Source organism: Sedimentitalea todarodis, from assembly GCF_032595355.1.
Taxonomy (GTDB): Bacteria; Pseudomonadota; Alphaproteobacteria; order Rhodobacterales; family Rhodobacteraceae; genus Sedimentitalea; species Sedimentitalea todarodis.
Window position 1 is genome coordinate 160,547 of record NZ_JASMWN010000007.1, and the last position, 26,412, is coordinate 186,958.

A 26,412-nucleotide genomic window follows, 5' to 3' on the forward strand; every position below is an offset into this window, starting at 1 on the left:
ACAGGCCGCTCGGCGGCCTGTGCATCTGAATACAATACGGTGACCAGAAGGATTTCTGGCGCTTGGGGAGATGGAAGATATGGGTGACGTTTACAACGTTAGGCTGGAACCGGTCGGTGTTGAGTTCGAGGTGGAAGAAGATGAAACCATCCTCGACGCCGCATTCCGCCAGGGCATTGCGCTGCCTCATGGCTGCAAGGAAGGCCAGTGTTCCGCCTGCAAATGTATCCGGCTCGATGGCGAAACCGAGTTGTTGAAATACTCGACGTTCGCACTCAACGATTTTGAACGCGAAAGCGGGCATATTCTGATGTGCCGCACGCTGGCCTATAGCGATGTCGAGATCGAGTTGCTGAACTTCGACGAAGAGCTCCTATCCAAGGCCATTCCGGTGAGAGACTTCGACGGTCGCATTGTCAGCTTCGAAAAGCTGACCCATGACATCCGGGGCGTCGAAATCGAAATAGACACACCTCTCAAGTTTTGGGCGGGGCAATATGTCGACATCACGGTCACCACCGAAACGGGGGAGGAGATTACACGCTCGTTCTCCATGGCAAATCCGCCGAGCGAAGCCCAAAAACTCTCGTTCATCATCAAAAAATTCCCGGACGGAAGATTCTCAAACGAACTCGACGCCGGAGGGATCAAGCAAGACGCCAAGGTCAAGATCAGAGGACCCTACGGAATGTGCTTCCGACGCGAAGACCGAAAAGGACCGGTAATTCTCGTGGGTGCGGGATCAGGGATGTCGCCGGTGCGGTCGATCCTTCACGATCAACTGGTAAGCGGTGAAGATCGCCCGATCCTGTTTTTTTACGGCGCCCGTGGACAGGATGACCTGTTCAAGCTTGACGAGATTGACGCGTTGATCAAGTCAAACCCGTCGCTCGAATTTGTCCCTGTGCTCAGCCACGCAGATGACGACGACACCTGGACCGGCGAGCGCGGCTTTGTACATGAATGTGTCGATCGTCGGCTCAAGGAAATGGACATCGACGGGGACGGGGACGTTTATGCCTGTGGCCCCCCGCCGATGATCGATGCGCTTACGCCTGTGCTGTTCATGAACGATTTCGAACTGGACCGCATCTTCTACGACAAGTTCACACCGACTTCCGGTTCATCGGCCCACTGATGCTTGGGCTGATCGCTAGTCATGTGAATGAAACCAATAATGGGAGGCTACAATGGTAGCTACATCAAGTTCTGTCGGGTCTGGCGCTGCGGGTGCAGCCACGTTTGTCGGATCGAACAGCCGCAAATACAACTACTACGAACCGCGCGGCAAACGCGCCACGCATTACGAGGATGTCACGGTTGACGTGCAACCCGATCCCGAACGCTATCTGATCCAGAACTGGATCATCGAGTTCGATGGCGGCAAGGGCGGTGGCGCGTATCAGAAAGAGTTCACACAGGCACTGAGTTCGAACTGGCATGCCTTCCGCGCCCCCGACCAGGAATGGGAACGCACCCACTACCAGCGACAGTCCAAGATTTGTACGATGGTCCAATCGGTGATCGCCAACGCCCGCAAAGCCGGCGCGCACTCGGCGTTTGACAAGTCCTGGAACCGCATCCTGCAGACCCATCTTGGTGCCTGGAAACATGCCGAGTTCGGTCTGGGCACGTCGCTGATGCAGGCGCAGCGCTATGGCTATACCCAGATGATCAACAACGCGACCTTGACCAACTCATCCTACAAGTTGCGTCTGGCACAGGACATCACCTTGTATCTGGCCGAGATCGGTATGGATATTGAAGGCTGGGATGACGAGTTGGGTAAGAAGACCTGGCTGGAAGATCCCATCTGGCAGCCGGCCCGCGAAGCCATTGAATCGATCATGGGCTCCGAGGATTACCTGGAGCAGTACTTCGCCATCAACCTGATCTTTGAACCGCTGGTGGGTGAATTGTTCCGCTCTGGCTTCCTGATGCAGGCGGCTGCCGCGAACAACGATTTCATCACTCCGCCGGTGATTTCTGCAGCCGAAGCCGACTACGAGCGCAATCTGGCCAACACCATCGATCTGATGTTCCTGTTGGCGAATGACGAACAGCACGGCGCACATAACAAGGCGCTGTTCCAGTCCTGGGTCAACAAACATGGTGCCTTGGCTGACAAGGCCGCTCAGGGGCTTCAACCCATCTGGTCGCAGCCGCATTCCAAACCCGTGTCATTCGAGGATGTCAAAGCCGTGTCGCATGAGCGCATCGGTCAGATCCTGAGTGAACTGGGCCTGAACCGCTAATCCAAGGGAGCAATTTTTATGTCAGATATAGCGCGTGACGCGACAAATACGAACATCTTCAAATCGATGAAGGATATCACGTTCGAGCAAACCATCTCACATCAGTGCGGCGTGACCATGAACGACTCGGTCGAGGCGCGGGCGATTGCCGAATTCATGAATGAAGATCCGAAAGTGACGATCACTCATAACCCGGCAACGATCCGCATTGATGGCGAAGGCAAGCTGGTCTTCCAGATGGACGAGATCAGCGAGTTTCTGGGCCGTGAGATGACGGCGGAGACCTTCGAGGTGAACACATCCACCCACTATGGGCGGATGGTGCGGGTTGATGACAACACCGTCGTTCTGTTCGGCAACATGGATGATGTACTCGAATTCGTCGAGTAACCACATCCGTTTTCGCTCTCGGACCCAGGTCCGGGGGCACACCGCATTCTTCATCGACCCACAACTCTGACGACCTTAGGAGGAGCAATATGTTCATTACGAAAGATGGCAAGGAAGTCTTCATCGTCGACGGCCATACCCATTTCTGGGATGGCAGCCCCGAGAACCAAAGCAACATCCATGGCAAGCAGTTCATTGATTGCTTTTACGCCTATCACACCAACCTGAGCCCCCCCGAACAGCTATGGGAAAAGGGGCGGTTCGAGAAGTACTCCGAAGATGATGTATACCGTGACCTGTTCATCGACGGGCCGGATGATGTAGCGATCATCCAGTCGACCTACCTGCGGGATTTCTACAAGAACGGGTTCTCCAGCATCGAACGCAGCACCTCGATGGCGGCCCGCCATCCCGAACGCTTCATCGTGAACGGCTCCTTCGACCCGCGCGATGGGGAAAAGGCGCTGGAATACATCCATTACATGAAAGAAGAATTCGATATCCAGGGCGTGAAAATGTACACCGCCGAATGGAACGGAGAGAGCAAGGGTTGGGCGCTGAACGACCCGGCCGCCTACAAGTGTTTCGAACTTTGCGACAAGCTCGGCATCAAGAACATCCATGTCCACAAGGGCCCGACGATCATTCCGCTGAACAAGGACGCATTTGACGTTCACGATGTGGATTACGCGGCCACCGACTTCCAGAACCTGAACTGGATTATCGAGCATTGCGGATTGCCGCGGCTGGATGATTTCTGCTGGATCGCGACGCAGGAAACCAACGTCTATGCCGGTTTGGCCGTGGTCATGCCGTTTATCCATACACGCCCTCGGTATTTCGCCGAAGTGATGGCGGAATTGCTGTTCTGGATCGGCGAGGACAAGATCCTGTTCGGGTCCGACTATGCGATCTGGACGCCGCAATGGCTGGTCGAAAAGTTCTGGGAGTTCCAGATCCACGAAGACATTTCGGCAGAACGCGTCGGCGTGCAGTTGACCGATGAAGTCAAGGAAAAAATCCTCGGTCTGAATGCGGCCAAGATGTACAACATCGATGTCGAAGCCAAGAAGAAACAGCTGAACGCTGCTCCCGTTCAGATCGCGGCGGAGTAGCGCGATGTTCCTGAAACTCCAGGAAACTGAACAGGCAAACGCGGTCTGGGAATGCCTGGAGCATGTCACCGACCCCGAGCTTGATGAACCTGTGACAGACATGGGTTTTATCGAGCGCATCTCGGTAGACCCACAGCAAAAAAGGGTGGAAGTCGAGTTTCGGCTTCCTACCTACTGGTGTTCGCCGAATTTTGCCTTCCTCATGGCGTTCGACATTCGCAGTGCGGTCTCAACTCTGCCCTGGGTGAACCATGTCAACGTGACGCTGAACGATCACTGTTTCGCGGATCGCGTAAATGATGGCGTCAACGGAAATCACGAATTTTCAGATGTCTTTGCCGACTACTGCGACGGCGAGAATCTCGATGCGGTGCGTCTGAAGTTCCTGGAAAAGGCCTTCATCCGGCGCCAGGAGACCGTTTTGCTGGGGCTGGAAGCCAAGGGGTATTCGGGCGCAGACATCGTGAACATGACGCTTGAAACCCTTGATGCGGTCCATTTCACAGGCTGCGAAGAAGCCAAGCAGAAACCCAGATACAGATCGCTCTTGGTGTCGCGGGGCCTGGCTACTGGCCTTCACGATCCGGCGTTTGTGACCTGGGAAGGTGACCGGCTGACCATCGACGGATTGAGAGGCTATCTCGCCACTCTGCGCGGCGTCCGCATCAATATGGAGTTCAGCGGAGCGCTGTGCCGGGGCTTGCAATCGACCCGCTACAAAGAAGTCGAGATCGGCAAGGACGGGCCAACATTGATCGATTTCATTCTGCACCGCGTGCCCCCGAAGGGTGCGGGCGGCAAATCCGGAGTGACCACCTAGCCAATCACAAACACGGGCGTCTCAGACTTCATCAAACAAAGTGTCCAGGCATACACGTCCTGGCAGGGAGAGCATCATGGCCAAACTTCTCATACATAACGGAACTGCGCGTCAGGCGCTTGCGCGGGGCGTGGCACAACTCGCAGCAGCGGTCGAGCCCACCCTTGGCCCCAAGGGCCTGAACGCCATGATCGATCGCCCGATCGGCACCCCACTAGTGACCCGCGATGGGGTGTCAATCGCCTCGGAGATTGAATTGCCGGATCGGTTCGAAAACATGGGCGCGCAGGTCGTGCGCGAGGTATCGATGCAGACAAACGAGGTGGCCGGTGACGGAACAACCACGGCGATCGTATTGGCCAATGCCCTGATCCAGCAGGGTGTGAGGATCACCGAGCAGGGCGTCAAGCCGGTTGATTTGTGCAAGGGGATCGACCTCGCGGTAGAGCGCATCATTCAGGAGTTGGATGAGAGTGCACGCTCCTGTGACGAAAACACTGACTTTTTGACAGCCGTTGCGCGTGTGTCGGCCACCGATCCTGAACTGGGATCACTCGTGGCCGAAGCCTACGGCCGGGTCGGCAAGGAAGGCGTGATAACCACTGATTTTTCCGTGACCATCGACACGACCCTTGAAGTGGTCGAGGGAATGTCCTTTGAACGGGGATATATTTCGCATCACATGGTCACGGACCGCGACAACATGGAGGCGGTTCTTGAGAACCCGCTGATCCTGTTGTCCGATCAGAAAATCCTGCATCCCGATATCTTGCAGAACGCGCGCGATATAGCCAGTCGCGAAAACCGCCCGTTGCTGATCGTCGCGGAAGAGATCGCCCCCGAAGTGGTGATTTCGTTGATGAACGAAGGCGGCGCGGGCAAGTACCTGATTGTTCACCCGCCGGAATATGGCCATTGGCGTTCGGCAATGATGGATGACCTGGCGATACTCACCGGTGGTGAAGTGCTTGCGCGCGATTTGGGCAAGAAGATTGAAAACGTCACACTTGAACAACTTGGTGGCGCTCAGAAGGCCAAGGTCAGCGCATCACTGACCAGCATCATTCGTGGTGAGGGCGAGCCATCAGCGATCAGGGCGCGGCGCGATCAGGTGCAGCGTCAACACGATGTCGCCCCACCCAATATCGAACAGGACAAACTGCGAGAGCGGCTTTCCAAGTTGTCCGGCGGTACTGCGGTGATCTACGCGGGCGGTTTCACTCCGGTAGAGCAAAAGCGCAAGATACAGCTGATCGAGGATTCGCTTTGTGCTGTTCAAGCCGCTGCCGAAGATGGCGTGGTCGCGGGTGGCGGCACGGCGCTGGCCCAGATCGGCGCGGTGCTGGATGATCTTGTCTCGGACAACGAAGGCGACGTCTGCAAAGGGGTCGATCTGGTCCGGTCGGTTCTCACCCGCCCGATGGAGCGCATCGCCAGCAACGCCGGCGCCGACCCCTGCGCGGTGGTGGCTTCGGTCATCTCGGCGCAACCGGGGTACGGATATGACGCCTCGGGCGGTGAGTTCCGCGACATGTTCCAGGCAGGGATCATTGATCCCGCGCGGGTGACCGCCAGCGCGTTGGTAAATGCGGCATCTGTGGCCACGCTGATCCTGACGACAGAAACCTTGGTGGGCGATCTGGCCGAAGGCGAGGCCGACCCAACCGAAGGTCCTGCCCTGGGCGGCGGTGCCGAGCTTTTGGGGCGCCCGTAATCCCAAACACGGTTCGGCAGCGCAGCCGAACCGGAACAAGATCTGAACCAGAAGGAGCGAAACATGAAAGCCGCACGGTTATACGAATACGATCCGGCCATGAATGTTGAGTTGAAGATTGAAGAGGTGGCAGCACCGACGATCAACTCGGCTGATGAAGTGATCGTCAAAGTGGGGGCGGCAGGTTTGTGCCGCACCGACCTTCACATCATCGAAGGTGTCTGGAAAGACATCATGGATACCGAGGGCAGCCTCTTGCCCTATGTCATGGGGCATGAAAATGCCGGTTGGGTCGAGGACGTTGGCAGCAATGTTACCTCGATCAAACCGGGCGACGCGGTGATTTGTCATCCGCATCGAAGCTGTGGCATTTGTCTGAACTGCCGGTATGGCCACGATATGTACTGCGACCACGGTCTGTTTCCCGGTTTGGGCCTAGACGGCGGATTTGCCGAGTATTTCATCACCAACGAAAGCTCGCTGATCAAACTGAATACGAATGTCACGCCGCTGGAGGTCGCGCCAATGGCCGATGCGGGGATCACCGCCTACCGTGCGGCGAAACGCGCCGCCGCGCTGGTCTATCCCGGAGCCTACGTCACCGTCCTGGGCGTGGGTGGCCTCGGACACATTGCGATCCAGTGCCTGAAACACCTGTGCGGCGCGCGCGTCATCGCGATTGACCGCGAACCCGGAGCACTGGCCTTGGCCAAGGATCTGGGGGCCGATGTCGTCATCAACGGCGACGGAGACTTGATCGAAAAAGTCATGGATGCAACCGGCGGCGGCAGCCATGTGGTCATCGATTTTGTCGGTGAACTAGGCGTCGAGAATGTCTGCTGGAAACTGCTGCGGCAGGGAGGCGAGCTGATCGTGGTCGGGTATGGCGGCACGATCGAAGTTCCGACGGTCGAATTGGTCGTCAACGAGATCAAGATCGGCGGCAGTCTGGTTGGAGACTACACCGAACTGGTCGAGCTGATGGAACTGAACGCGGATGGGCTGGTCAAGATGCACCAGACTGAATACTCGCTCGCCAACATCAATCAGGCCATCGACGATTTCAAAAGCCGACGGTTCACTGGCCGCGGGGTGATTGTGCCCTGAGCACGGCTTTGCTTGAACCTGGACCAGAGGTGACATGCGTCTTTCGCAACAGCCCTGGTCCGTTCAAGGCGTTTCGCGACAAACCTGACTCACCGAACGCTGCCTGTGATCATAGATCCAAGGCGTCGGGTGAAACCAGCTGACGCAGGTCAAACGCGAGGCGCTCCAGGTGGCGGCAGGGTTCAACCTGACCGCCACATCTATTTTCCACGGTCCAGATTGTACTGTCGGATTTTCCGGTACAAAGTCGGGCGTGATATTCCCAGCGTCAGGGCAACTTTGGTCAAGTTCCCGTTCTCCCGACCTATGGCGCGCTGAATGGCAACGGATTCAATGCCATCCAAATCCATCTGCCCCGTGGCCGCAGCGGGGGTTCCTCCAAACAGAAAGTCACTTGACTGAGGGTTACAAATTTCATCTGGCAAATCGCTGAGGCCAACAGCGCCATCCCCGTGCAGCAGGCACAGGCGCTCGATCGTGTTGCGTAGCTCTCTTACGTTGCCCGGCCAGCGATACGTCCGCAGGGCGGCCATCGCCTCGGGAGAAAACTCAAGAATCCCGCGTTCGAATTTTGTGGAAAGCGTGAAATTGAAATGCTGGACCAACTGGTCGATATCCCGGCCTCGTTCACGCAGGGGAGGCACGTCAATGACGATCGTCCCGATGCGATAGAACAGATCGCGCCGGAAACGGCCGGCTTCGATATCCTGACGTAGATTCCGGTTGGTCATGGCAATCAACTGAACGTCAATAGGTCGACGTTTGTTGCACCCGATCCGATAAACCGCGCGTTGTTCAAGCGTTCGCAGTAGGTAGGTCTGCAGTTCCGGGGGCATATCGCCGATTTCATCCAGACATAGGACGCCGCCATTGGCTTGCTCGAACTTGCCGGATTTGCCTTCACGCAGCGCACCGGTAAAGGCGCCGGCGACATGGCCAAACAGCTCTCCGCCAATCAGTTCCCCAGAAATCGCAGCACAGTTCACCGCAACATAGGGCACATCTTCCTTGGTGTGATGACTGTGAATCAGACGCGCAAACAGTTCCTTTCCAACCCCCGTTTCACCTTGAACCAGAACCGTCACATTGGCCATTGCCGCCCGGCGCGCGAACTCGATGGCTTCCAGCATTTTCGGGCATTCGCCAATAATGACGATTTCACTTTCCTCAACGCCCGCCCGGGGTTTAATCGTTACACCCTTGAGCTTGGGACGCGTCAGCGATGGCGCCTTGCCCGGCAGGATCAGTGCGGCCCCCTGAACTTCATTTCCGGATTTCAGAATGTCGATCACCGTGGCAGCCAGGTTGGGCGGCAGCGCCGCAGCAAGGTCACCATCCGTCATACCGGAGCTTAGGTTCAGTAATTGCCGACCGATAGGCAGGTTGTCGCGGCTTTGGTCGGATGCCTTGTCGGTATTCCGGCTGAACACAATGCGGCCGGAACTGTTCAGGAGCACAATTGCCTCGTCGCTGTCATGCGTTCTGGGCAAGTCAATGTAGGCTTCCAAGAGTGTCGTGCGTTCCTGGCGCTGCTGTTCAGCCAAGGCAATCTCGATTTCACGGGCCGCTGCCACGACGAGCGCCACATTGTGGGGCTGAAAGATATCGGGCGGTCCGGACAGGTCGACAACACCGATGATGGATCTGTCCAGCGGGTCGAACACCGGAACACCCGCGCAGGTCCAAGATTGTATACCCTGACAAAAATGTTCGCTTGCATGCACATAGGTTGGCTTGCCGGTCCGAAGCGCCGTTCCGATCCCATTTGTGCCAATCACAGCCTCATCCCAGACACCGCCGATTTCCAACTGGATTTCCTGCCCCAGTTCCAAGGTCTGGGGATCGCCAATGGCGTCGATAACAGTACCCGTTTGATCGGTTAGAATCAGGATCGCACCGGAATCCGTCAGGTGCGGTGCCAATCGCTCAAAGGCGGCTCGCGCCGCCTGACAGAGCGACCTGTTCTTGCGGCGCAGAACAGAGACATCCTCCTCGCCAATCTTCTGCGGCGTCGCGACAGCCAGCGCGCTTATCCCCGAATCCGTGCAACGCGCCCAGGATTCCAATATCTCCGACCGCACGGATTGTTCGATTTCCTCGTCTGCCCGTCCACGTTCCACATATTTTTCCCAGGCACGTGTCGTCGCATGAGAGATGCGTTCAGCTTCAGACGAGGATTTCCGTCTGTTCATTCGGTTCATGGCGTCGAAATAGGTCGTTCGCATATGTCACCTTTCGGTGAGGAAACCACAAAAATGCCCGCTGAAACCAGTGGCACGTGTCGCTTCAGATTAGAGATTAAGCCTGTCTTTGATCACGCCAACGAATTTGTTCTCGATGTCGTCAGACTCGATCACGATCCCGTTGAGATCGGCCAGAAGATGCTCGACATCGTCGTCCACCGGCGACACAAACCCGTTTTCCTTGGTCGCCAACGCAAAGAACTTCTGTCCGTTCTTCACGCGCATCTGCCCAAGAAACTGCATTTGTTTCCCAGCGTTTGCATCCACGACAATGACGCGACCGTTCAAGCTGACGCGAACCGCGGGTTCTGGCGGTGTGGGGCTGGATGGGCCCCCCATGATATGAATACTCAGACCGTCAGCTTTGGGCTCTTCTTTCGCCTTGGCCATCGCAGTACGCGAGCGGGAAAACTCGCCACCGCTGAACTGATCGGCGAGCCGATGTATCGTGGTCCTGTTTTCACTAATGAGTCGCTTGGCCGCGACATCCTCGCGCCTCGGCCCATCTTTCTTCGAAAAAATATCAACCATGTTTGCCTTTCACGGCTCAACTGGCAGTATCCGCGCCCCCCGACGTCGTATAGAAAAGATCCGGAGTTCGTGGACCAGATGGCACTTCCGAGTTCCGTGTAAATTCCTTAAGCTCCCAAATTAATGTAACGTCAATGCATGTTTCAGTCCAGAATTTTCGCGACAGAATGCCAGCAAAATATGGCCTTTTTGGCCCAATAGGGGCGCGATCTCGCCGGTCAGGCGGCGCCATCGCGCGACTTGCGAACCGACATGATCCAGCGCTCGGTCTACATCACGGTTTTGGGCGCCTCATCGGGCGCAGCCGAATAGAACGCAAGAGGACAGTTCGACTGGTCGTATCGCGAACGTCCGGCGTCCCATTGCGTTTGGCAACCGCTTCGCCCAAATGGTGCCTTTTCAGGCGCCATTTTTCAGAATCAGGCTTCGGTCCAGTGTTGACATCGCGACCCGGTGCGCCGGCACCAATCTACCGGCAATCAGGGGCAAAGAACCAAAGTATCGACAAAAAAGGCCCTATTCGATCCGAAATGGGACTATTCTGCGCGTGTTCGTGTCTACCTCGATTTTGCGATCAATGGGTGGAACTGCCCGTTGCGGACAGTTCTTGCGATTGCAAATCCTGCATGAGACGCCGATCTTTTCGTAAGCTTCAAGCGAGTTCACCTTGAGGTCATCACCATAGACGATGTCCCTTGCAAAATCGGCCGGACTGCCAAGTGCGATTGCATATCGTCTGATCGGCGCACGGAATCCCCTCCCTCGCTTTGTGATCGTCCGTGCGATGCATACATAGCGCTCTCCGTCGGGCGTTTCGGCCAGCTGCCGCACGATCTCTCCCGGCGTTTCAAATGCCTGATGAACATTCCACAAAGGACAGGCACCGCCATATCTGGCAAATTGCAAACGGGTCGTACTATGGCGTTTCGTGATCGCCCCTGCCCTGTCGACACGCATGAAATAGAACGGCACGCCTTTGGCCCCCGGCCGCTGCAACGTGCTCAGGCGATGCGCGACCTGCTCGATACTGGCACCGAATCTGCCCGCCAGAAGATCGAGATCATGGCGGAAATCCGAGGCGAGCGCGAGGAACTCCCCATAGGGCATCACCGTAGCCCCGGCGCTAAAATTTGCCAGACCGATCCGCGCAATCGAACGTCCTTCCGGGGACTGAAACGCAGCTTTGTCGATCAGCCGGTCAATTTCCTCGGAATCTTCGAGCAAGGCAATCTGGTGCCAAAGCAGGAAAATCTGGCTGGGCTCCGGATGCTCGCGGTTGATGAGCAAGAGCTTTGAGTCCGCACGATACTCGCTGAGACTGTCCTTGGGCAGATTGTCGCGTTCGAACGAAACTGTAATACCATGTTTCTTGGACAGGCGATCAATCGCAGCGTGTTTGTTGTTGATTCCGTCAATTCCCGACTCGCGCGCGCGCGCCTCCGCAGCCTTGTCGAGAGCGTCAAAATAGTTGTCGCTATAGTGGAAAAAGTCCCGCACTTCTTCATAGGGCAGTGGTATGGCGGGAATCTGACCGCGCTCCAGTATGTCATTCAGCGAAACCAGGCTATTTTGCAGGTTTTGGTAGCCGCTGTGGAAGGCAATGAGGGCGTGCGCGAACGCTGGAGAGTGGGAAATTGCCGATTTTGTTTCCTGTTTCGACGGACGTCGCCCTGCCAAAATAGGATCTGCGAGCGCCTCATGCAGGTCTGCAGCGAGACGAAGACTCTCATCTTCCGCAAAAGTTGTGAGGTCGATATCAAATTTTTCAACAAGCCCCAGCATGACCGCAGCCGAGAGAGGCCGTTGATTATTTTCCAGTTGATTCAGATAGCTGGCCGATATGCCAAGCCGTTTTGCGAAATCCCTTTGTGATAATTTTTCATTTTTTCGCAAATTGCGAAGTCGAGCGCCCGCGAAGAGTTTACGCTCAGCCATGAGCGTGTTCACAAATTTGCAAGTTGCGACCTCGTATTTTGCGAACGATTTGCATGTACGCCCTTTTTCATTTTCATTCAAAGCCCCTGTTGTGCAACGTTGCCTAGCACGCTTTGCCCGCAAATCAAATCAAAGTCGGTTTTCGGAGTGCGGTTGCGAGGCGTGTTGAGGGGGTTGAGGTGACAACGGAGGTTGTTTGCGGTCACAGGGTGTAACCGTAGGTTGTTGCTGTTCGTTACTAAACCAAGCCGTCGATCGAAACACTGTTTTGACACCGTCAATATTGGACGAGGGATTCTGCGATGATAGATACGAATAAGGAACTCGAAGCGCGGCGTGCCGAGGCTTATGCGGGTGGTGGACAAAAGCGAGTCGACGCCCAGCACGCCAAGGGAAAACTGACAGCGCGTGAACGCATCGAAGTGCTGCTGGATGAAGGCAGCTTCGAAGAGTTCGATACATTCGTGGCGCATCGCTGTACTGATTTCGGAATGGACAAGGTCAAGATGCCCGGCGATGGGGTCGTCACCGGCTGGGGCACGGTCAATGGGCGCCAAGTCTATGTATTCAGCCAGGATTTTACCGTCTTTGGCGGATCCCTGTCTGAAACGCATGCCCAGAAGATCTGCAAGATCATGGATATGGCCATGAAGGTCGGCGCGCCGGTGATCGGCCTGAACGATTCGGGTGGCGCGCGTATTCAGGAAGGTGTGGCATCGCTTGCCGGCTATGCAGAGGTCTTTCAACGCAACATCATGGCCAGCGGCGTCGTGCCCCAGATCAGCGTGATCATGGGCCCCTGCGCGGGTGGTGCGGTGTATTCGCCGGCGATGACCGATTTCATCTTCATGGTGAAAGACACCTCCTACATGTTCGTGACCGGGCCTGACGTCGTAAAGACCGTCACCAACGAGCAGGTAACTGCGGAAGAGTTGGGCGGGGCGAGCACCCACACACGCAAGTCCAGCGTGGCCGACGCGGCCTTTGAAGACGACGTCTCGGCCCTGGCAGAAGTCCGGCGCCTCATCGATTTCCTGCCACTCAACAACCGCGACAAGGCACCGGTGCGTCCGTTCTTTGATGAACCGGGCCGGGTAGAGAAATCACTGGACACTCTGGTCCCCGATAACCCAAATCAGCCGTATGACATGCGCGAATTGATCCGCAAGACCGCGGACGAAGGCGATTTCTACGAAATTCAGGCGGATTTTGCCAAGAATATTCTCACCGGCTTTGCCCGCCTTGAGGGTCAGACCGTGGGTGTCGTGGCCAACCAGCCGATGGTGCTGGCCGGGTGTCTGGATATCGACAGTTCACGCAAGGCAGCGCGGTTCGTCCGGTTCTGTGACGCGTTCGAAATCCCGATCCTGACCTTTGTCGACGTGCCGGGGTTCCTGCCGGGGACATCGCAGGAGTATGGCGGCGTGATCAAGCATGGGGCAAAGCTGCTCTTTGCCTATGGCGAAGCGACGGTGCCCAAGGTCACGGTGATCACCCGCAAGGCGTACGGCGGTGCCTATGACGTGATGGCATCCAAGCACCTGCGCGGCGATGTCAACTATGCCTGGCCGACCGCCGAAATCGCCGTGATGGGCGCCAAGGGCGCAACAGAGATCATTCACCGCGCCGACTTGGGCGACGCCGACAAGATCGCGGCGCACACCAAGGACTACGAGGATCGGTTTGCCAATCCCTTTGTCGCTGCCGAACGCGGCTTCATCGACGAGGTGATCATGCCACATTCCACCCGGCTTCGCGTGGCGCGGGCGTTTGCTGCATTGCGAACCAAGCAGCTAAGTAATCCATGGAAAAAGCACGACAATATTCCGCTGTAGGGGGCCGTTTGATGTTCAAGAAAATACTCATTGCCAATCGTGGTGAAATTGCCTGCCGCGTGATCAAGTCCGCTCGCAAGATGGGGATCAAGACGGTGGCGATCTACTCGGATGCCGACCGGGAGGCGCTGCATGTCGAGATGGCCGACGAGGCGGTTCACATTGGTCCACCACCCGCGAACCAATCCTACATTGTCATTGACAAGGTCATGGAGGCGGTCCGCCAGACGGGTGCCGAAGCCGTTCATCCTGGATACGGTTTTCTAAGCGAAAACAGCAAGTTCGCCGCGGCTCTTGAAGCTGAAGGCGTTGCCTTTATCGGCCCACCGCGCGGCGCGATCGAAGCGATGGGTGACAAGATCACCAGTAAAAAGATCGCACAAGAGGCAGGTGTTTCCACGGTTCCCGGCGTGATGGGGCTGATCGAAGACGCCGAAGACGCGGTGAAGATCTCGAACGAGATCGGCTACCCGGTGATGATCAAGGCCAGCGCCGGCGGTGGCGGCAAGGGCATGCGCATCGCCTGGAATGACGACGAGGCGCGCGAGGGCTTCCAGAGTTCCAAAAACGAGGCCGCCAGCAGTTTTGGCGATGATCGGATTTTCATCGAAAAGTTCATCACCCAGCCAAGGCACATCGAAATTCAGGTGCTGGGCGACAAGCATGGAAATTGCCTTTATCTGAACGAGCGCGAATGCTCGATCCAGCGACGCAATCAGAAGGTTGTGGAAGAGGCCCCCTCCCCGTTCCTTGACGCACAAACCCGCAAGTCGATGGGCGAACAGGCGGTCGCGTTGGCGCAGGCGGTTGACTACAGCTCAGCCGGGACCGTCGAGTTCATCGTCGATGGCGATCGCAACTTCTATTTCCTCGAAATGAACACGCGGCTCCAGGTGGAGCACCCTGTGACGGAACTGATCACTGGCGTCGACCTGGTCGAACAGATGATCCGCGTGGCCTACGGCGAAAAACTGAAGCTGACTCAGAACGACATCGGCATCAACGGCTGGTCCGTCGAAAGCCGCCTCTATGCCGAAGATCCATATCGCGGTTTTCTGCCTTCCATCGGGCGTTTGTCACGCTATCGCCCGCCTGCCGAGGTGGCCGAGAAGGATCACGCCGTTCGCAACGATACCGGCGTTTTCGAGGGCGGCGAGATCAGCATGTACTACGATCCGATGATCGCCAAGCTGTGCTCGTGGGCACCAAACCGTGCCGATGCCATCGAAATCATGCGCGATGCGCTGGACGAATTCGAGATCGAGGGTATCGGGCACAATATCCCGTTTCTGGCGGCCGTGATGGATCATCCGCGTTTCATATCGGGCGACATCACCACCGCCTTTATCGAGGAAGAATACCCCGATGGTTTCGCGGGTGTCACACTGGGCGACGAGGCCCTGCGCCGGATCGCGGCGGCGGCATCCGCAATGCACAGGGTTGTCGAAATCCGGCGCGCCCGGGTATCGGGTCGGATGGACAATCACGAACGTATTGTAGGGACCGACTGGGTTGTCACCCTTCAGGACCAGAGCTTTGCAGTCGAGATTTCGGCAGACCGTGAGGGGTCGACCATCAAATTCGAAGATGGCACCACGTCTCGGGTCACATCCGACTGGGTGCCGGGCCGTAGCCTGGCCCTGATTGAAGTGGATGGTGTGCGGATGCCCCTGAAGGTGGATGACCGGACCGAAGGGTTCCGGATTCGCTATCGCGGAGCAGATCTGGATGTTTCCGTCCGCACCCAGCGTATCGCGAAACTGGCAGAACTGATGCCCGAGAAAGTCGCGGCCGACACCTCCAAACTGCTCTTGTGCCCGATGCCGGGGCTGGTTGTGTCCATTGCCGTGTCCGAAGGCGACGAGGTTCAGGAAGGCCAGGCCCTGGCCAGCGTCGAAGCGATGAAGATGGAAAACGTTCTGCGGGCCGAACGCGCCGGAACCGTATCGAAGATCAACGCCGCGCCGGGTGACAGCCTGGCAGTGGATGACGTGATCATGGAGTTCGAATGACCCCCTGTTGATACGCGACTGCAGGGAACCATTGAGGGAGGGGGATCGATGCCTGACAAGATAGACACCTGGAAGAAACTGGCCGAGCGGGAGCTGAAGACCCGAACGCCTGATGATCTGGTCTGGGCCACGCCCGAGGGGATCAAGGTCAAACCGGTATACACCGAGGCCGATCTCGCTGATATCGGACACATGGGCTCGCTGCCTGGTGAAGCACCGTTCTTGCGGGGGCCGCGCGCCACGATGTACGCGGGCCGCCCCTGGACGATCCGTCAATACGCGGGGTTCTCGACGGCCGAGGAGTCGAACGCCTTTTACCGCAAGAACATCGCGGCGGGTCAGCAGGGCTGTTCGGTCGCTTTCGATCTGGCGACACATCGCGGATATGACAGCGACCACCCGCGCGTGGTCGGCGATGTCGGCAAGGCAGGCGTGGCGATCGACAGTGTCGAGGATATGAAGATCCTGTTCGATGGAATCCCTCTGGACAAGATGTCTGTCAGCATGACAATGAATGGCGCGGTAATCCCGATCCTGGCGAACTACATTGTCACGGGTGAAGAGCAAGGCGTTGATAAAGCACAGCTTTCCGGAACCATTCAGAATGATATTCTGAAGGAGTTCATGGTCCGCAACACCTATATCTACCCGCCGGAACCGTCGATGCGGATCATCTCGGACATCATCGAATACACCTCCGATCACATGCCCCGCTTCAACTCGATCTCGATCAGCGGCTACCACATGCAAGAGGCCGGTTCGAACCTAGTGCAAGAGCTTGCCTTCACGCTCGCGGACGGTCGCGAATATGTGCGCGCAGCCATCGCGCGGGGCATGGATGTAGACAAGTTCGCCGGGCGTTTGAGCTTCTTCTTTGCCATCGGTATGAATTTCTTCATGGAAGCCGCGAAGTTGCGCGCTGCGCGGCTGCTGTGGTCGCGGATCATGGATGAATTCAACCCGCAGAAACCGCAGAGCCGGATGCTGCGCACGCACTGCCAGACCAGTGGTGTCAGCCTGCAAGAACAGGATCCCTATAATAACGTCATCCGCACCGCATATGAAGCCATGTCAGCGGCCCTTGGCGGCACGCAGAGCCTGCACACCAATGCGCTGGATGAGGCAATTGCCCTGCCGACTGAGTTTTCGGCCCGGATCGCGCGCAACACCCAGCTGATCCTGCAGGAAGAGACCGGCATCACCAATGTTGTCGACCCGTTGGCCGGAAGCTACTATGTTGAGAAGCTGACCGCCGATATGGCCGAAGAGGCGTGGAAACTTATCGAAGAGGTCGAGGAACTGGGCGGGATGACCAAGGCGGTCGCCAGCGGCATGCCCAAATTGCGGATCGAGGAATCCGCCGCCCGGCGTCAGGCTGCGGTTGACCGGGGCGAAGAGGTGATCGTCGGTGTCAACAAGTATCGCCTTGAAAAAGAGGATGATATCGACGTTCGCATGATCGACAACGAAGAGGTTCGTCGCGCCCAGGTGGCCCGGCTGGACCGTATTCGTGAAACGCGAGATCAGGCGGCCTGCGATGCAGCACTGGCTGCGCTCGAAGAGGGCGCGCGGGGCAATGGCAACCTCCTGGCGCTGGCGGTCGAGGCCGCTCGCGCGCGGGCGAGTGTGGGAGAGATTTCAGACGCTATGGAAAAGGTATTTGGCCGCCATCGCGCGGAGATCAAGACTTTGGCGGGCGTGTACAGCGCGGCCTATGAAGGGGATGAGGAATTCTCGAAAATTCAGCAAGACATTGAGGCCTTTGCCGAAACAGAGGGGCGCCGCCCCCGCATGATGGTCGTCAAGATGGGTCAGGATGGTCATGACCGGGGTGCAAAGGTGATTGCCACCGCCTTCGCCGATATCGGATTTGACGTGGATGTCGGGCCATTGTTCCAGACTCCGGATGAGGCGGCACAGGATGCGATCGACAACGATGTGCATGTCGTCGGAATCTCCAGTCAGGCCGCGGGACATAAAACACTTGCACCGCAGCTTGTCGAAGCCCTGAAGGCGAAAGGGGCAGAGGATATTCTGGTGATCTGTGGCGGCGTTGTGCCGCAGCAGGACTATGAATTTCTCAAGTCCCGGGGCGTGAAAGCCATCTTTGGTCCCGGTACCAACATTCCTGACGCAGCCCGAGATGTTATGGCCCTGGTTCGCGAGGCCCGCTCAGCAGGAGACACAAAATGACCGAGAGATCTGCAGCCGAACAGGCCCTGCGCGAAGCTGCTCTGCGGTATCACGAGTTTCCGACGCCCGGCAAGCTGGGGATACGCGTGACCACGCCGATGACGACGCAGCGCGACCTGTCGCTGGCCTATTCGCCAGGCGTCGCCGAAGCCTGTATGGATATTCACGAGAATCCGGCGGATGCCTTTCGCTACACCGGCAAGGGCAACAGGGTGGCTGTGATCTCAAACGGGACGGCAGTGCTGGGTCTGGGTGACATTGGCGCACTGGCGTCAAAACCGGTGATGGAAGGCAAGATCGCCCTCTTCAAGAAATTCGCCGACCTCGACGGATACGACATCGAAGTGAACGAGGACGACCCGGCCAAGCTGGCCGAGATCGTGATCGCTCTGGAACCGACCTTTGGTGCCGTCAATCTTGAAGACATCAAGGCCCCTCAGTGTTTCGAAGTTGAGCGCATCTGCAAAGAACGGATGAACATCCCGGTCTTTCACGACGATCAGCACGGGACTGCGATCGTGGTGGCCGCGGGCGCGATCAACGCCATGCGTATTGCCGGCAAGAAATTCGAGGATATCAAGGTTGCCGCCGTCGGCGGCGGGGCGGCAGGCATTGCCTGTCTGACTTTGCTGATGGATCTGGGCGTAAAGCATGAAAACATCTGGATGTGCGACCGCAAGGGCCTGTGCCACATGGGCCGCGACGATCTTGATGCCACCAAGCAGAGGTTTGCCCAGCCGCCGCAGGACGGGACCCCGCAGATCGATGATGTGATCAATGGGGCCGATCTGTTCCTTGGCGTATCGGGTCCCGGGGTAATCACTGCGGAAACGATCAAGACGATGGCCAAGGATCCCGTGATCATGGCGCTGGCCAATCCCACGCCCGAGATCATGCCGGAAGACGCAAAAGCCGCTCGTGAGGATGCGATTATCTGTACCGGTCGATCAGATTACCCCAATCAGATCAACAATGTCCTGTGCTTTCCGTTTATCTTTCGCGGGGCGCTGGATGTCGGCGCGACCCAGATCAACGAGCCGATGAAGGTGGCCTGTGCCCATGCGCTTGCTGATCTGGCGCGCAAGACATCCTCGGCTGAGGCGGCGATGGCCTATCGCGACGAGCGGATGGTCTTTGGTCGCGACTACCTGATCCCCAAGCCGTTCGATCCGCGCCTCTTGGCGACCGTGGCAAGTGCCGTGGCTCAGGCGGCGATGGATTCCGGCGTGGCGGAACGGCCGGTCGATATCGAGGCGTATCGCGCCAAGCTCGAAGTCAACGTATTCAAGACTGCGCTGATCATGCGGCCGGTGTTCGATTCCGCAACGCGATCCAGCCGCAAGGTGATCTTTGCCGAAGGCGAGGATGTTCGTGTGCTGCGTGCTGCCCAGGGTATGATCGAAGAAGGCATCGCGAACCCTATTCTGATCGGACGTCCTGACGTCATCCAGTCGCGGATCGACAGGGACGCGCTGCCGATCCGAATAGGCAGCGATTTCGATTTGATCGACCCGACGCAGGACGAAAGGTATCGGACATACTGGGAAACCTATCTGGATCTGACCGAACGCGACGGTGTCTCACCGGCCAGGGCACAGACCATCATGCGCACGAACACAACTGCCATTGCAGCCATTGCAGTAAGGTTGAATCATGCGGACGCGATGATCTGCGGCACCCAGGGCGACTATCGGTGGCATCTGGATCATGCGGTCCGGGTCCTCGGTGGGCTGGACGATGGCAAAGGCGGCAAATTGCACCCCATCGGGGCGCTGTCGCCGGTGATCCTGGAACAGGGCGTCATCTTTATTGCCGACAGTCAGGTTCACATCGAACCCGAGCCGATCCATATCGCGGAAACCTGCGTCGCAGCCGCACGTCATATCCGCAGGTTTGGCATTGATCCCAAGATCGCCCTTCTCAGCCATTCGGTCTTTGGAACGCTGAGCACCGGATCAGGAAGCAAGGTTCGTGAAGCAATGCGCATTCTCGACGAGATGGGCGTCGATTTTGAATACGAAGGTGAAATGCACGCGGATCACGCCTTGAACCCAGACCTGAGGCAAACCGTGTTCCGGCATTCACGCCTCAATGGTGCCGCCAATTGTCTGATTTTCGCGAATGTCGATGCGGCGTCGGGCGGACGCAATCTGCTGAAACAACTGGCCGGAGGGATCGAAATTGGTCCGATCCTGATGGGCATGGGCAATCGAATTCAAATTGTCAGCCCCTCGGTTACGCCGCGTGGCCTGGTCAATATCGCCGCGTTGGCACGCACACCGGTAACCAGCTATGGCTGATGAATCACATCTTAACTACAACGTTGGTGCCCCAACGAATGAAGGAGCAAGGCAATGACCTCATACAAGGACGTATATGCTGAATGGGAGCGTGATCCCGAGGCTTTCTGGATGAACGCGGCCAACGACGTTGATTGGTTTACCCGACCGACCAAGGCTCTGGATGACAGCAACGCCCCTTTCTACCGGTGGTTTTCTGATGCCAGCACCAACACCTGCTGGAACGCCGTGGATCGCCATGTAGAGGCGGGCAGAGGTGATCGGGTCGCGATCATTCACGACAGCCCGGTGACGAGCAGCAAAACCAAGATCACCTACGTGGAATTGCAAAGCAGGGTAGCCAACCTGGCCGGCGCGCTTTCCGAGCGCGGGGTGACAAAGGGCGACCGCGTCGTCATCTACATGCCGATGGTGCCAGAGGCGCTTGTTGCGATGCTGGCCTGTGCACGTCTGGGTGCTGTGCACTCGGTCGTGTTCGGTGGTTTTGCGGCACACGAACTGGCCGTGCGGATCGAAGATGCCAAGCCCAAAGCCATCATTGCCGCCTCTTGCGGGATCGAACCGGGACGGATCGTCGAATACAAACCGCTCCTGGATGGAGCGATCGACCTTTCCGCACACAAACCGGAATTCACGGTCATCCTGCAGCGCCCCGAGGCCGAAGCGTCGATGGTGGATGGTCGTGATTTCGACTGGGCTGCCGCGACTGCGGAAGCCAAGCCCGTAAAATGCGTTCCCGTAAATGGGGATGATCCACTCTACATTCTCTATACGTCGGGCACCACGGGACAGCCCAAAGGTGTCCTGCGGCACAACGCCGGGCATATGGTGGCCCTGCTCTGGACAATGAAGAATGTCTATGACGTCAAACAGGGTGATGTGTTCTGGGCGGCCTCCGATGTCGGTTGGGTCGTGGGGCACAGCTATATCTGTTACGCGCCTCTTCTGATGGGCTGCACCACGGTCGTGTTCGAAGGCAAACCCATTGGAACACCTGATCCGGGCACATTCTGGCGCGTTGTTGAAGAGCATGATGTCAAAGTGCTTTTCACCGCCCCGACAGCCCTGCGCGCGATCAAACGCGAGGATCCCGAGGCCAAGCATGTGAAACGCTACGATATCAGCGGGTTGCAGGCGTTGTTCCTGGCCGGGGAACGGGCCGACCCGGATACGATCAACTGGGCGCAGGAACATCTGAAGAAGCCGGTGATCGACCATTGGTGGCAAACCGAGACCGGGTTCGGCATCGCGGCCAATCCGCTGGGGATCGAACAACTGCCGATCAAGCCGGGATCACCAGCCGTGCCGATGCCGGGCTACAAGATCGACATCCTGGACGAAGGTGGCCATCCTGTACCGGCCGGAACACTTGGGGCAATCGCCATTAAGCTGCCGCTGCCGCCGGGTACGCTGCCCGGCCTCTGGAATGCCGATGACCGATTCCAGAAATCCTATCTGGATCATTTCCCCGGCTACTATGAAACCGGCGACGCCGGGATCATGGACGAGGACGGCTATCTCTACATCATGGCGCGAACAGACGACGTCATCAACGTGGCGGGCCACCGGTTGTCGACAGGGGGCATGGAGGAAGTCCTCGCCAGCCATCCGGACGTGGCCGAATGCGCTGTGATCGGAATCGGTGATTCTCTCAAGGGGCAGGCACCACTTGGATTGGTTTGCCTGAATGCAGGCTGTGATCGCCCGACGGAAGAGATCGAGAAGGAGTGCGTCAAATTGATCCGGCAAGAGATCGGCCCCGTGGCCGCATTCAAGCTTTGCATGGTGGTCAATGCACTGCCAAAAACCAGATCGGGAAAGATCCTCCGCGGCACCATGGTCTCAATTGCCGATGGTACTGAGTGGAAAATGCCCGCAACAATAGACGATCCAGCGGTGCTGGACGAAATCTCGGGCAAGATCTCCGGGCTTGGCACTCCGGCGCCCTGAACAATACTGAACAAGTGAGGGAAAATCATGACACAAGACGTAGTAATTCTGGACGGGGTGCGCACTGCAATCGGCACGTTCGGCGGTTCATTGGCGGGCCACGCGCCGACGACCCTGGCCGCCGCAGTCGCCAAAGAGGCGATGGCGCGCAGCGGCGTCGACCCAAAACAAATCGGTCATTCGGTGTTCGGCCATGTGATCAACACCGAAGGCCGTGACATGTATCTTGGCCGGGTCGCCGCGGTCGAGGCCGGCGTTCCGCCCGAGGCCCCTGCCCTGACCGTAAACCGCCTTTGCGGCTCCGGGGCACAGGCCATCGTCTCCTCGGCGCAGCACATCATGCTGGGCGACGTCGATTTTGCGCTGGCCGGTGGGGCCGAGTGCATGTCGCGTTCTCCCTATTCCAGCCAGGCCCCGCGCTTTGGCCAGAAGATGGGTGACGTCAGCATGACCGACATGATGATCGCCGCGTTGAACGATCCGTTCGGCGGCGGGCACATGGGTGTGACCGCTGAAAATGTTGCATCGGAGTATCAGATCTCGCGCGACGATCAGGACTCCTTTGCCGCCGAAAGCCAGCGTCGCGCCGGTGTGGCCATCGAGGAAGGTCGCTTCAAGTCCCAGATCCTTCCCATCGATGTAAAGGTTCGCCGCGACATGGTGCCCTTTGACACTGATGAACATGCCAAGCCTTCGACAACCATGGAGAGCCTTGGCAAGCTGCGCCCGGCATTCCGCAAGGAAGGCTCGGTAACGGCAGGCAACGCGTCTGGCCTCAATGACGGTGCAGCAGCGGTTGTTCTGGCCTCGGCAGACGCGGCGGAAAAGGCCGGTCTGAAGCCGCGCGCCCGCCTGCTGGGCTATGCCCATTCGGGTGTGCGCCCCGAGGTGATGGGTATCGGCCCGATTCCGGCAGTCACCACACTGCTCACGAAACTGGGTATGAGCGCCGGCGAATTCGACGTGATCGAATCAAACGAAGCCTTTGCCGCTCAGGCCTGCGCCGTGAACAAGGAACTGGGCTTTGACACCAGCAAGGTAAATCCCAATGGTGGTGCGATCGCCCTTGGCCACCCAATCGGAGCCACCGGCGCGATCATCACGATCAAGGCGTTGAACGAACTGGACCGCATCGACGGCAAATTTGGTCTGGTGACCATGTGTATCGGTGGCGGCCAGGGCATCGCATTGGCCATTGAACGTCTCAGCTGAACCTCCCCTGCCCGTTGCCGGATCTCCCTGACGGCAACGGGCCACCTGTCGCCACCCGCACCAGTCGCACGATCCAATCTGAAGGAGCGCACCATGTCCAATCCAGACCTGCAATCTGATCCGTTGAACGAACGGCTGCTGGAGTACTGGAGCCTCATGCAACGCGCTCAGGGATTGTTTGTGCGAGCGGCCACTTCCACTGCAGCCAAGGTGTCGGGTGGCGAATTTTCTGTCGTTGATTCAGCCTCGGTCATGGCGGCCTATGCCAAGGTCGGCATGGCGATGGCGGCAAAACCCACCGAACTGATGGCACTCCAGCAATCGGCCTTCAGCAAGATGGCCAACGTCTGGTTGGCCGGGTGGACCGGTACCGGTTCCGAAGTCAAGGACCGCCGGTTTAGAGATGACAGCTGGAACACAGACCCAATTGCGCGGGTGTGCCGCGATGTACATCTGGCGCTGGAAGAGGCTACTCTGGACATTCTCAACCAGTTTCCGGAAGGGTCGAAGGACCATCTGAGAGTCAAATTCTATACCCGGCAGATCCTGAGTGCTCTGGCACCAAGCAATTTTCTGTCGCTCAATCCGCAGGCCCGCAGGAAGCTGCTGGATACCGATGGCCAGAGCCTGTTGGACGGTTTCAGCAACCTGTTGGATGACCTGGAGCGCGGTGACGGCCGCCTGGACATTGCCACCAACGATCCTAAGGCTTTTGTGGTCGGGCGTGACCTGGGCACAACCCCCGGCAAGGTGGTGTTTCAGAACGACATGATGCAGCTGATCCAATTCGAACCGCGCACCGATACGCAACGCAAGCGTCCGATCCTGTTCGTGCCGGCCTGGATCAACAAATACTACATCATGGACATGCGCGAGAAGAACAGCCTTGTCCGCTACATGCTGGATCGCGGCCATACGGTGTTCATCATCAGCTGGGTCAATCCGGGCTCCGAGCACGCGGAAAAGAGCTTTGAGCACTACATGAATGAAGGCCCGCTGGCCGCGATCGATGCGATCGAACAGGCCACGGGTGAGAAGAAGATCAACATTCTCGGATTCTGTATCGGCGGCATCCTGGTGACAGCGACACTGGCGTACCTCGCGGCCAAAGGTGACAACCGCATCGCAGCGGCAACGACATTGGCAACGATGGTGGATTTCACCGACGTGGGTGAAATCGGCGTTTTCATCGACGATGAGCGGCTGCAGACACTGCGCGACCACATGGCAGAGACTGGCCATCTCGAAGGTCATCACATGCAGGACATGTTCTCGATGATCCGCGAAAACGATCTGGTCTGGTCGTTCCATGTGATGAACTACCTGATGGGCAACAAGCCGCCCGCATTCGACCTGCTCTTTTGGAACTCGGATTCCACCCGCCTGCCAGCGGCAATGTTGCTGTGGTATCTTGAACAGATCTATCTGCGCAACGCGTTGCGCAAGCCCGGCGGATTGACCCTGAACGGCACAAAGATTGACCTCGGCAAGATCGAGACACCGGTTTTCGTACTGGCCACAAAGGAAGACCATATCGCGCCCTGGAGCTCCGTCTACCCAACGACCAGATTATTGGGCGGCGAGGTCAAGTTTGTCCTCGGCGGTTCGGGGCATATCGCTGGCGTTATCAACCCGCCAGGCGAGCGCGAAAAATACGGATACTGGACTGGCAGCGAATATCCCGAATCCCCTGAGGAATGGCTGGAAAACGCAACCCACACCAAAGGCTCCTGGTGGCCCGCCTGGGCTGATTGGCTGGAGGCCAAGGACCGCGCCAAGCAAGTGCCTGCGCGCGTCCCTGGCGCTGGCAAGCTTGAGGTGATCGAAGACGCGCCCGGCTCATACGTGCTGGCAAAATAGACATCTCGCATAAACCGAAAATAACCAAAGTAGGAGATTACAATGACACGAACCGCCCTTGTCACCGGTGGCAGCCGTGGAATCGGTGCCGCCATTTCCAAGGCCCTCAAGGCCGAAGGCTATGACGTCGCCGCAACCTATGCCGGCAACGACGAAGCCGCTGCGAGCTTTACCGAGGAAACCGGCATCAAGACCTACAAATGGGATGTGGCCAACTACGACTCCTCCAAGGAAGGTATCGCGCAGGTCGAGGGTGATCTTGGCCCGATCGACGTCGTGGTCGCCAACGCCGGCATCACCCGTGATGCGCCGTTCCACAAGATGACACCCGAACAGTGGCAGCAGGTCATCGACACCAACCTGACCGGCGTGTTCAACACCGTTCACCCGATCTGGCCCGGCATGCGCGAGCGCAAGTTCGGCCGCGTGATCGTGATCTCGTCGCTGAACGGTCAGAAAGGCCAGTTTGCCCAGACCAACTACGCCGCCACCAAGGCCGGTGACATCGGCATCGTCCGGTCGCTGGCGCAGGAAGGGGCACGTGCGGGCATCACCGCCAACGCCATCTGCCCGGGCTACGTCGCCACCGAAATGGTCAAGGCCATTCCCGAGAAGGTGCGCGATGCGATTGTGAGTCAAATTCCCGTAGGTCGCCTCGGCGAGCCGGAAGAGATCGCGCGCTGCGTGACCTTCCTGGCCTCGGACGACGCCGGCTTCATAAACGGTTCGACGATTAGCGCAAATGGCGCGCAATTCTTCGGCTGATCTCTCAACCGCTATCCATTCAGAGGAAGACCCATGACCAAGCCGCTGGACGATATTGATCCTGTTGAATCTCAGGAATGGCAGGAAGCGATTGAGGATGTGATTGAGCGTGATGGCGCCAATCGTGCTCATTTTCTTTTGGACAAGGCGGTTCAGCAGGCGCGGGCGGCGGGGG

At 57.8% G+C, this 26,412-nt stretch carries 18 protein-coding genes; 15 read left to right on the top strand and 3 right to left on the bottom strand.

What is annotated here, in order from left to right:
* Positions 1-79: 79 nt before the first annotated feature.
* The 7 genes from QO231_RS11395 (at position 80) to QO231_RS11425 (ending at position 7,401) form a co-directional block, all read left to right on the top strand.
* Positions 80-1,138, top strand: coding sequence for an NADH:ubiquinone reductase (Na(+)-transporting) subunit F (locus QO231_RS11395; protein ID WP_316776183.1), 1,059 nt, complete (start codon positions 80-82; stop codon positions 1,136-1,138).
* A 52-nt stretch (positions 1,139-1,190) separates the two neighbouring features.
* Positions 1,191-2,255 carry an aromatic/alkene monooxygenase hydroxylase subunit beta gene (locus QO231_RS11400; protein ID WP_316776185.1) on the top strand — a complete coding sequence of 355 codons (1,065 nt, stop codon included), beginning with the start codon at positions 1,191-1,193 and terminating at the stop codon, positions 2,253-2,255.
* An 18-nt stretch (positions 2,256-2,273) separates the two neighbouring features.
* Complete coding sequence (locus tag QO231_RS11405; protein WP_316776187.1) at positions 2,274-2,645, top strand: MmoB/DmpM family protein; 372 nt, start codon at positions 2,274-2,276, stop codon at positions 2,643-2,645.
* Between the two features lie 89 nt (positions 2,646-2,734).
* Positions 2,735-3,760 carry an amidohydrolase family protein gene (locus QO231_RS11410; RefSeq protein ID WP_316776189.1) on the top strand — a complete coding sequence of 342 codons (1,026 nt, stop codon included), beginning with the start codon at positions 2,735-2,737 and terminating at the stop codon, positions 3,758-3,760.
* Between the two features lie 4 nt (positions 3,761-3,764).
* On the top strand, positions 3,765-4,580 hold the full coding sequence (locus tag QO231_RS11415) for an iron-sulfur cluster assembly protein (protein WP_316776191.1): 816 nt from the start codon (positions 3,765-3,767) through the stop codon (positions 4,578-4,580).
* A gap of 76 nt (positions 4,581-4,656) precedes the next feature.
* Positions 4,657-6,294 carry a molecular chaperone GroEL gene (gene groEL, locus QO231_RS11420; RefSeq protein ID WP_316776193.1) on the top strand — a complete coding sequence of 546 codons (1,638 nt, stop codon included), beginning with the start codon at positions 4,657-4,659 and terminating at the stop codon, positions 6,292-6,294.
* Positions 6,295-6,357: 63 nt separating this feature from the next.
* On the top strand, positions 6,358-7,401 hold the full coding sequence (locus QO231_RS11425) for an NAD(P)-dependent alcohol dehydrogenase (protein ID WP_316776195.1): 1,044 nt from the start codon (positions 6,358-6,360) through the stop codon (positions 7,399-7,401).
* A 200-nt stretch (positions 7,402-7,601) separates the two neighbouring features.
* Here QO231_RS11425 and QO231_RS11430 read toward each other — a convergent pair whose 3' ends face one another.
* The 3 genes from QO231_RS11430 to QO231_RS11440 form a co-directional block, all read right to left on the bottom strand.
* A complete protein-coding gene (locus tag QO231_RS11430; protein WP_316776197.1) occupies positions 7,602-9,626 on the bottom strand; it encodes a sigma-54-dependent Fis family transcriptional regulator in 2,025 nt (674 codons plus the stop codon).
* 66 nt (positions 9,627-9,692) lie between these two features.
* Positions 9,693-10,175, bottom strand: coding sequence for a hypothetical protein (locus QO231_RS11435; RefSeq protein ID WP_316776199.1), 483 nt, complete (start codon positions 10,173-10,175; stop codon positions 9,693-9,695).
* A 516-nt stretch (positions 10,176-10,691) separates the two neighbouring features.
* On the bottom strand, positions 10,692-12,110 hold the full coding sequence (locus QO231_RS11440) for a helix-turn-helix domain-containing protein (protein WP_316776201.1): 1,419 nt from the start codon (positions 12,108-12,110) through the stop codon (positions 10,692-10,694).
* A 302-nt stretch (positions 12,111-12,412) separates the two neighbouring features.
* Here QO231_RS11440 and QO231_RS11445 point away from each other — a divergent pair, with 302 nt between their 5' ends.
* The 8 genes from QO231_RS11445 (at position 12,413) to phbB (ending at position 26,237) form a co-directional block, all read left to right on the top strand.
* Positions 12,413-13,945, top strand: a complete 1,533-nt coding sequence (locus QO231_RS11445) for an acyl-CoA carboxylase subunit beta (protein WP_316776204.1) — start codon at positions 12,413-12,415, stop codon at positions 13,943-13,945.
* Between the two features lie 11 nt (positions 13,946-13,956).
* The gene (locus QO231_RS11450) at positions 13,957-15,957 is read left to right on the top strand and encodes an acetyl/propionyl/methylcrotonyl-CoA carboxylase subunit alpha (RefSeq protein ID WP_316776206.1); all 2,001 of its coding nucleotides are present in this window, start codon (positions 13,957-13,959) and stop codon (positions 15,955-15,957) included.
* Between the two features lie 48 nt (positions 15,958-16,005).
* Entirely contained in the window at positions 16,006-18,150 is a 2,145-nt protein-coding gene (scpA, locus tag QO231_RS11455) for a methylmalonyl-CoA mutase (RefSeq protein ID WP_316776208.1), read from the top strand.
* Entirely contained in the window at positions 18,147-20,450 is a 2,304-nt protein-coding gene (locus tag QO231_RS11460; RefSeq protein ID WP_316776210.1) for an NADP-dependent malic enzyme, read from the top strand. Before scpA ends, QO231_RS11460 begins: the two co-directional genes overlap by 4 nt.
* A 54-nt stretch (positions 20,451-20,504) precedes the next feature.
* Complete coding sequence (locus tag QO231_RS11465; RefSeq protein ID WP_316776211.1) at positions 20,505-22,400, top strand: propionyl-CoA synthetase; 1,896 nt, start codon at positions 20,505-20,507, stop codon at positions 22,398-22,400.
* Positions 22,401-22,427: 27 nt separating this feature from the next.
* Positions 22,428-23,612: an acetyl-CoA C-acyltransferase family protein gene (locus tag QO231_RS11470; RefSeq protein ID WP_316776213.1), complete on the top strand. Its 1,185-nt coding sequence runs from the start codon at positions 22,428-22,430 to the stop codon at positions 23,610-23,612.
* A gap of 93 nt (positions 23,613-23,705) precedes the next feature.
* A complete protein-coding gene (locus QO231_RS11475; RefSeq protein WP_316776216.1) occupies positions 23,706-25,472 on the top strand; it encodes a PHA/PHB synthase family protein in 1,767 nt (588 codons plus the stop codon).
* Between the two features lie 42 nt (positions 25,473-25,514).
* On the top strand, positions 25,515-26,237 hold the full coding sequence (phbB, locus tag QO231_RS11480; RefSeq protein ID WP_316776218.1) for an acetoacetyl-CoA reductase: 723 nt from the start codon (positions 25,515-25,517) through the stop codon (positions 26,235-26,237).
* Positions 26,238-26,412: the final 175 nt, after the last annotated feature.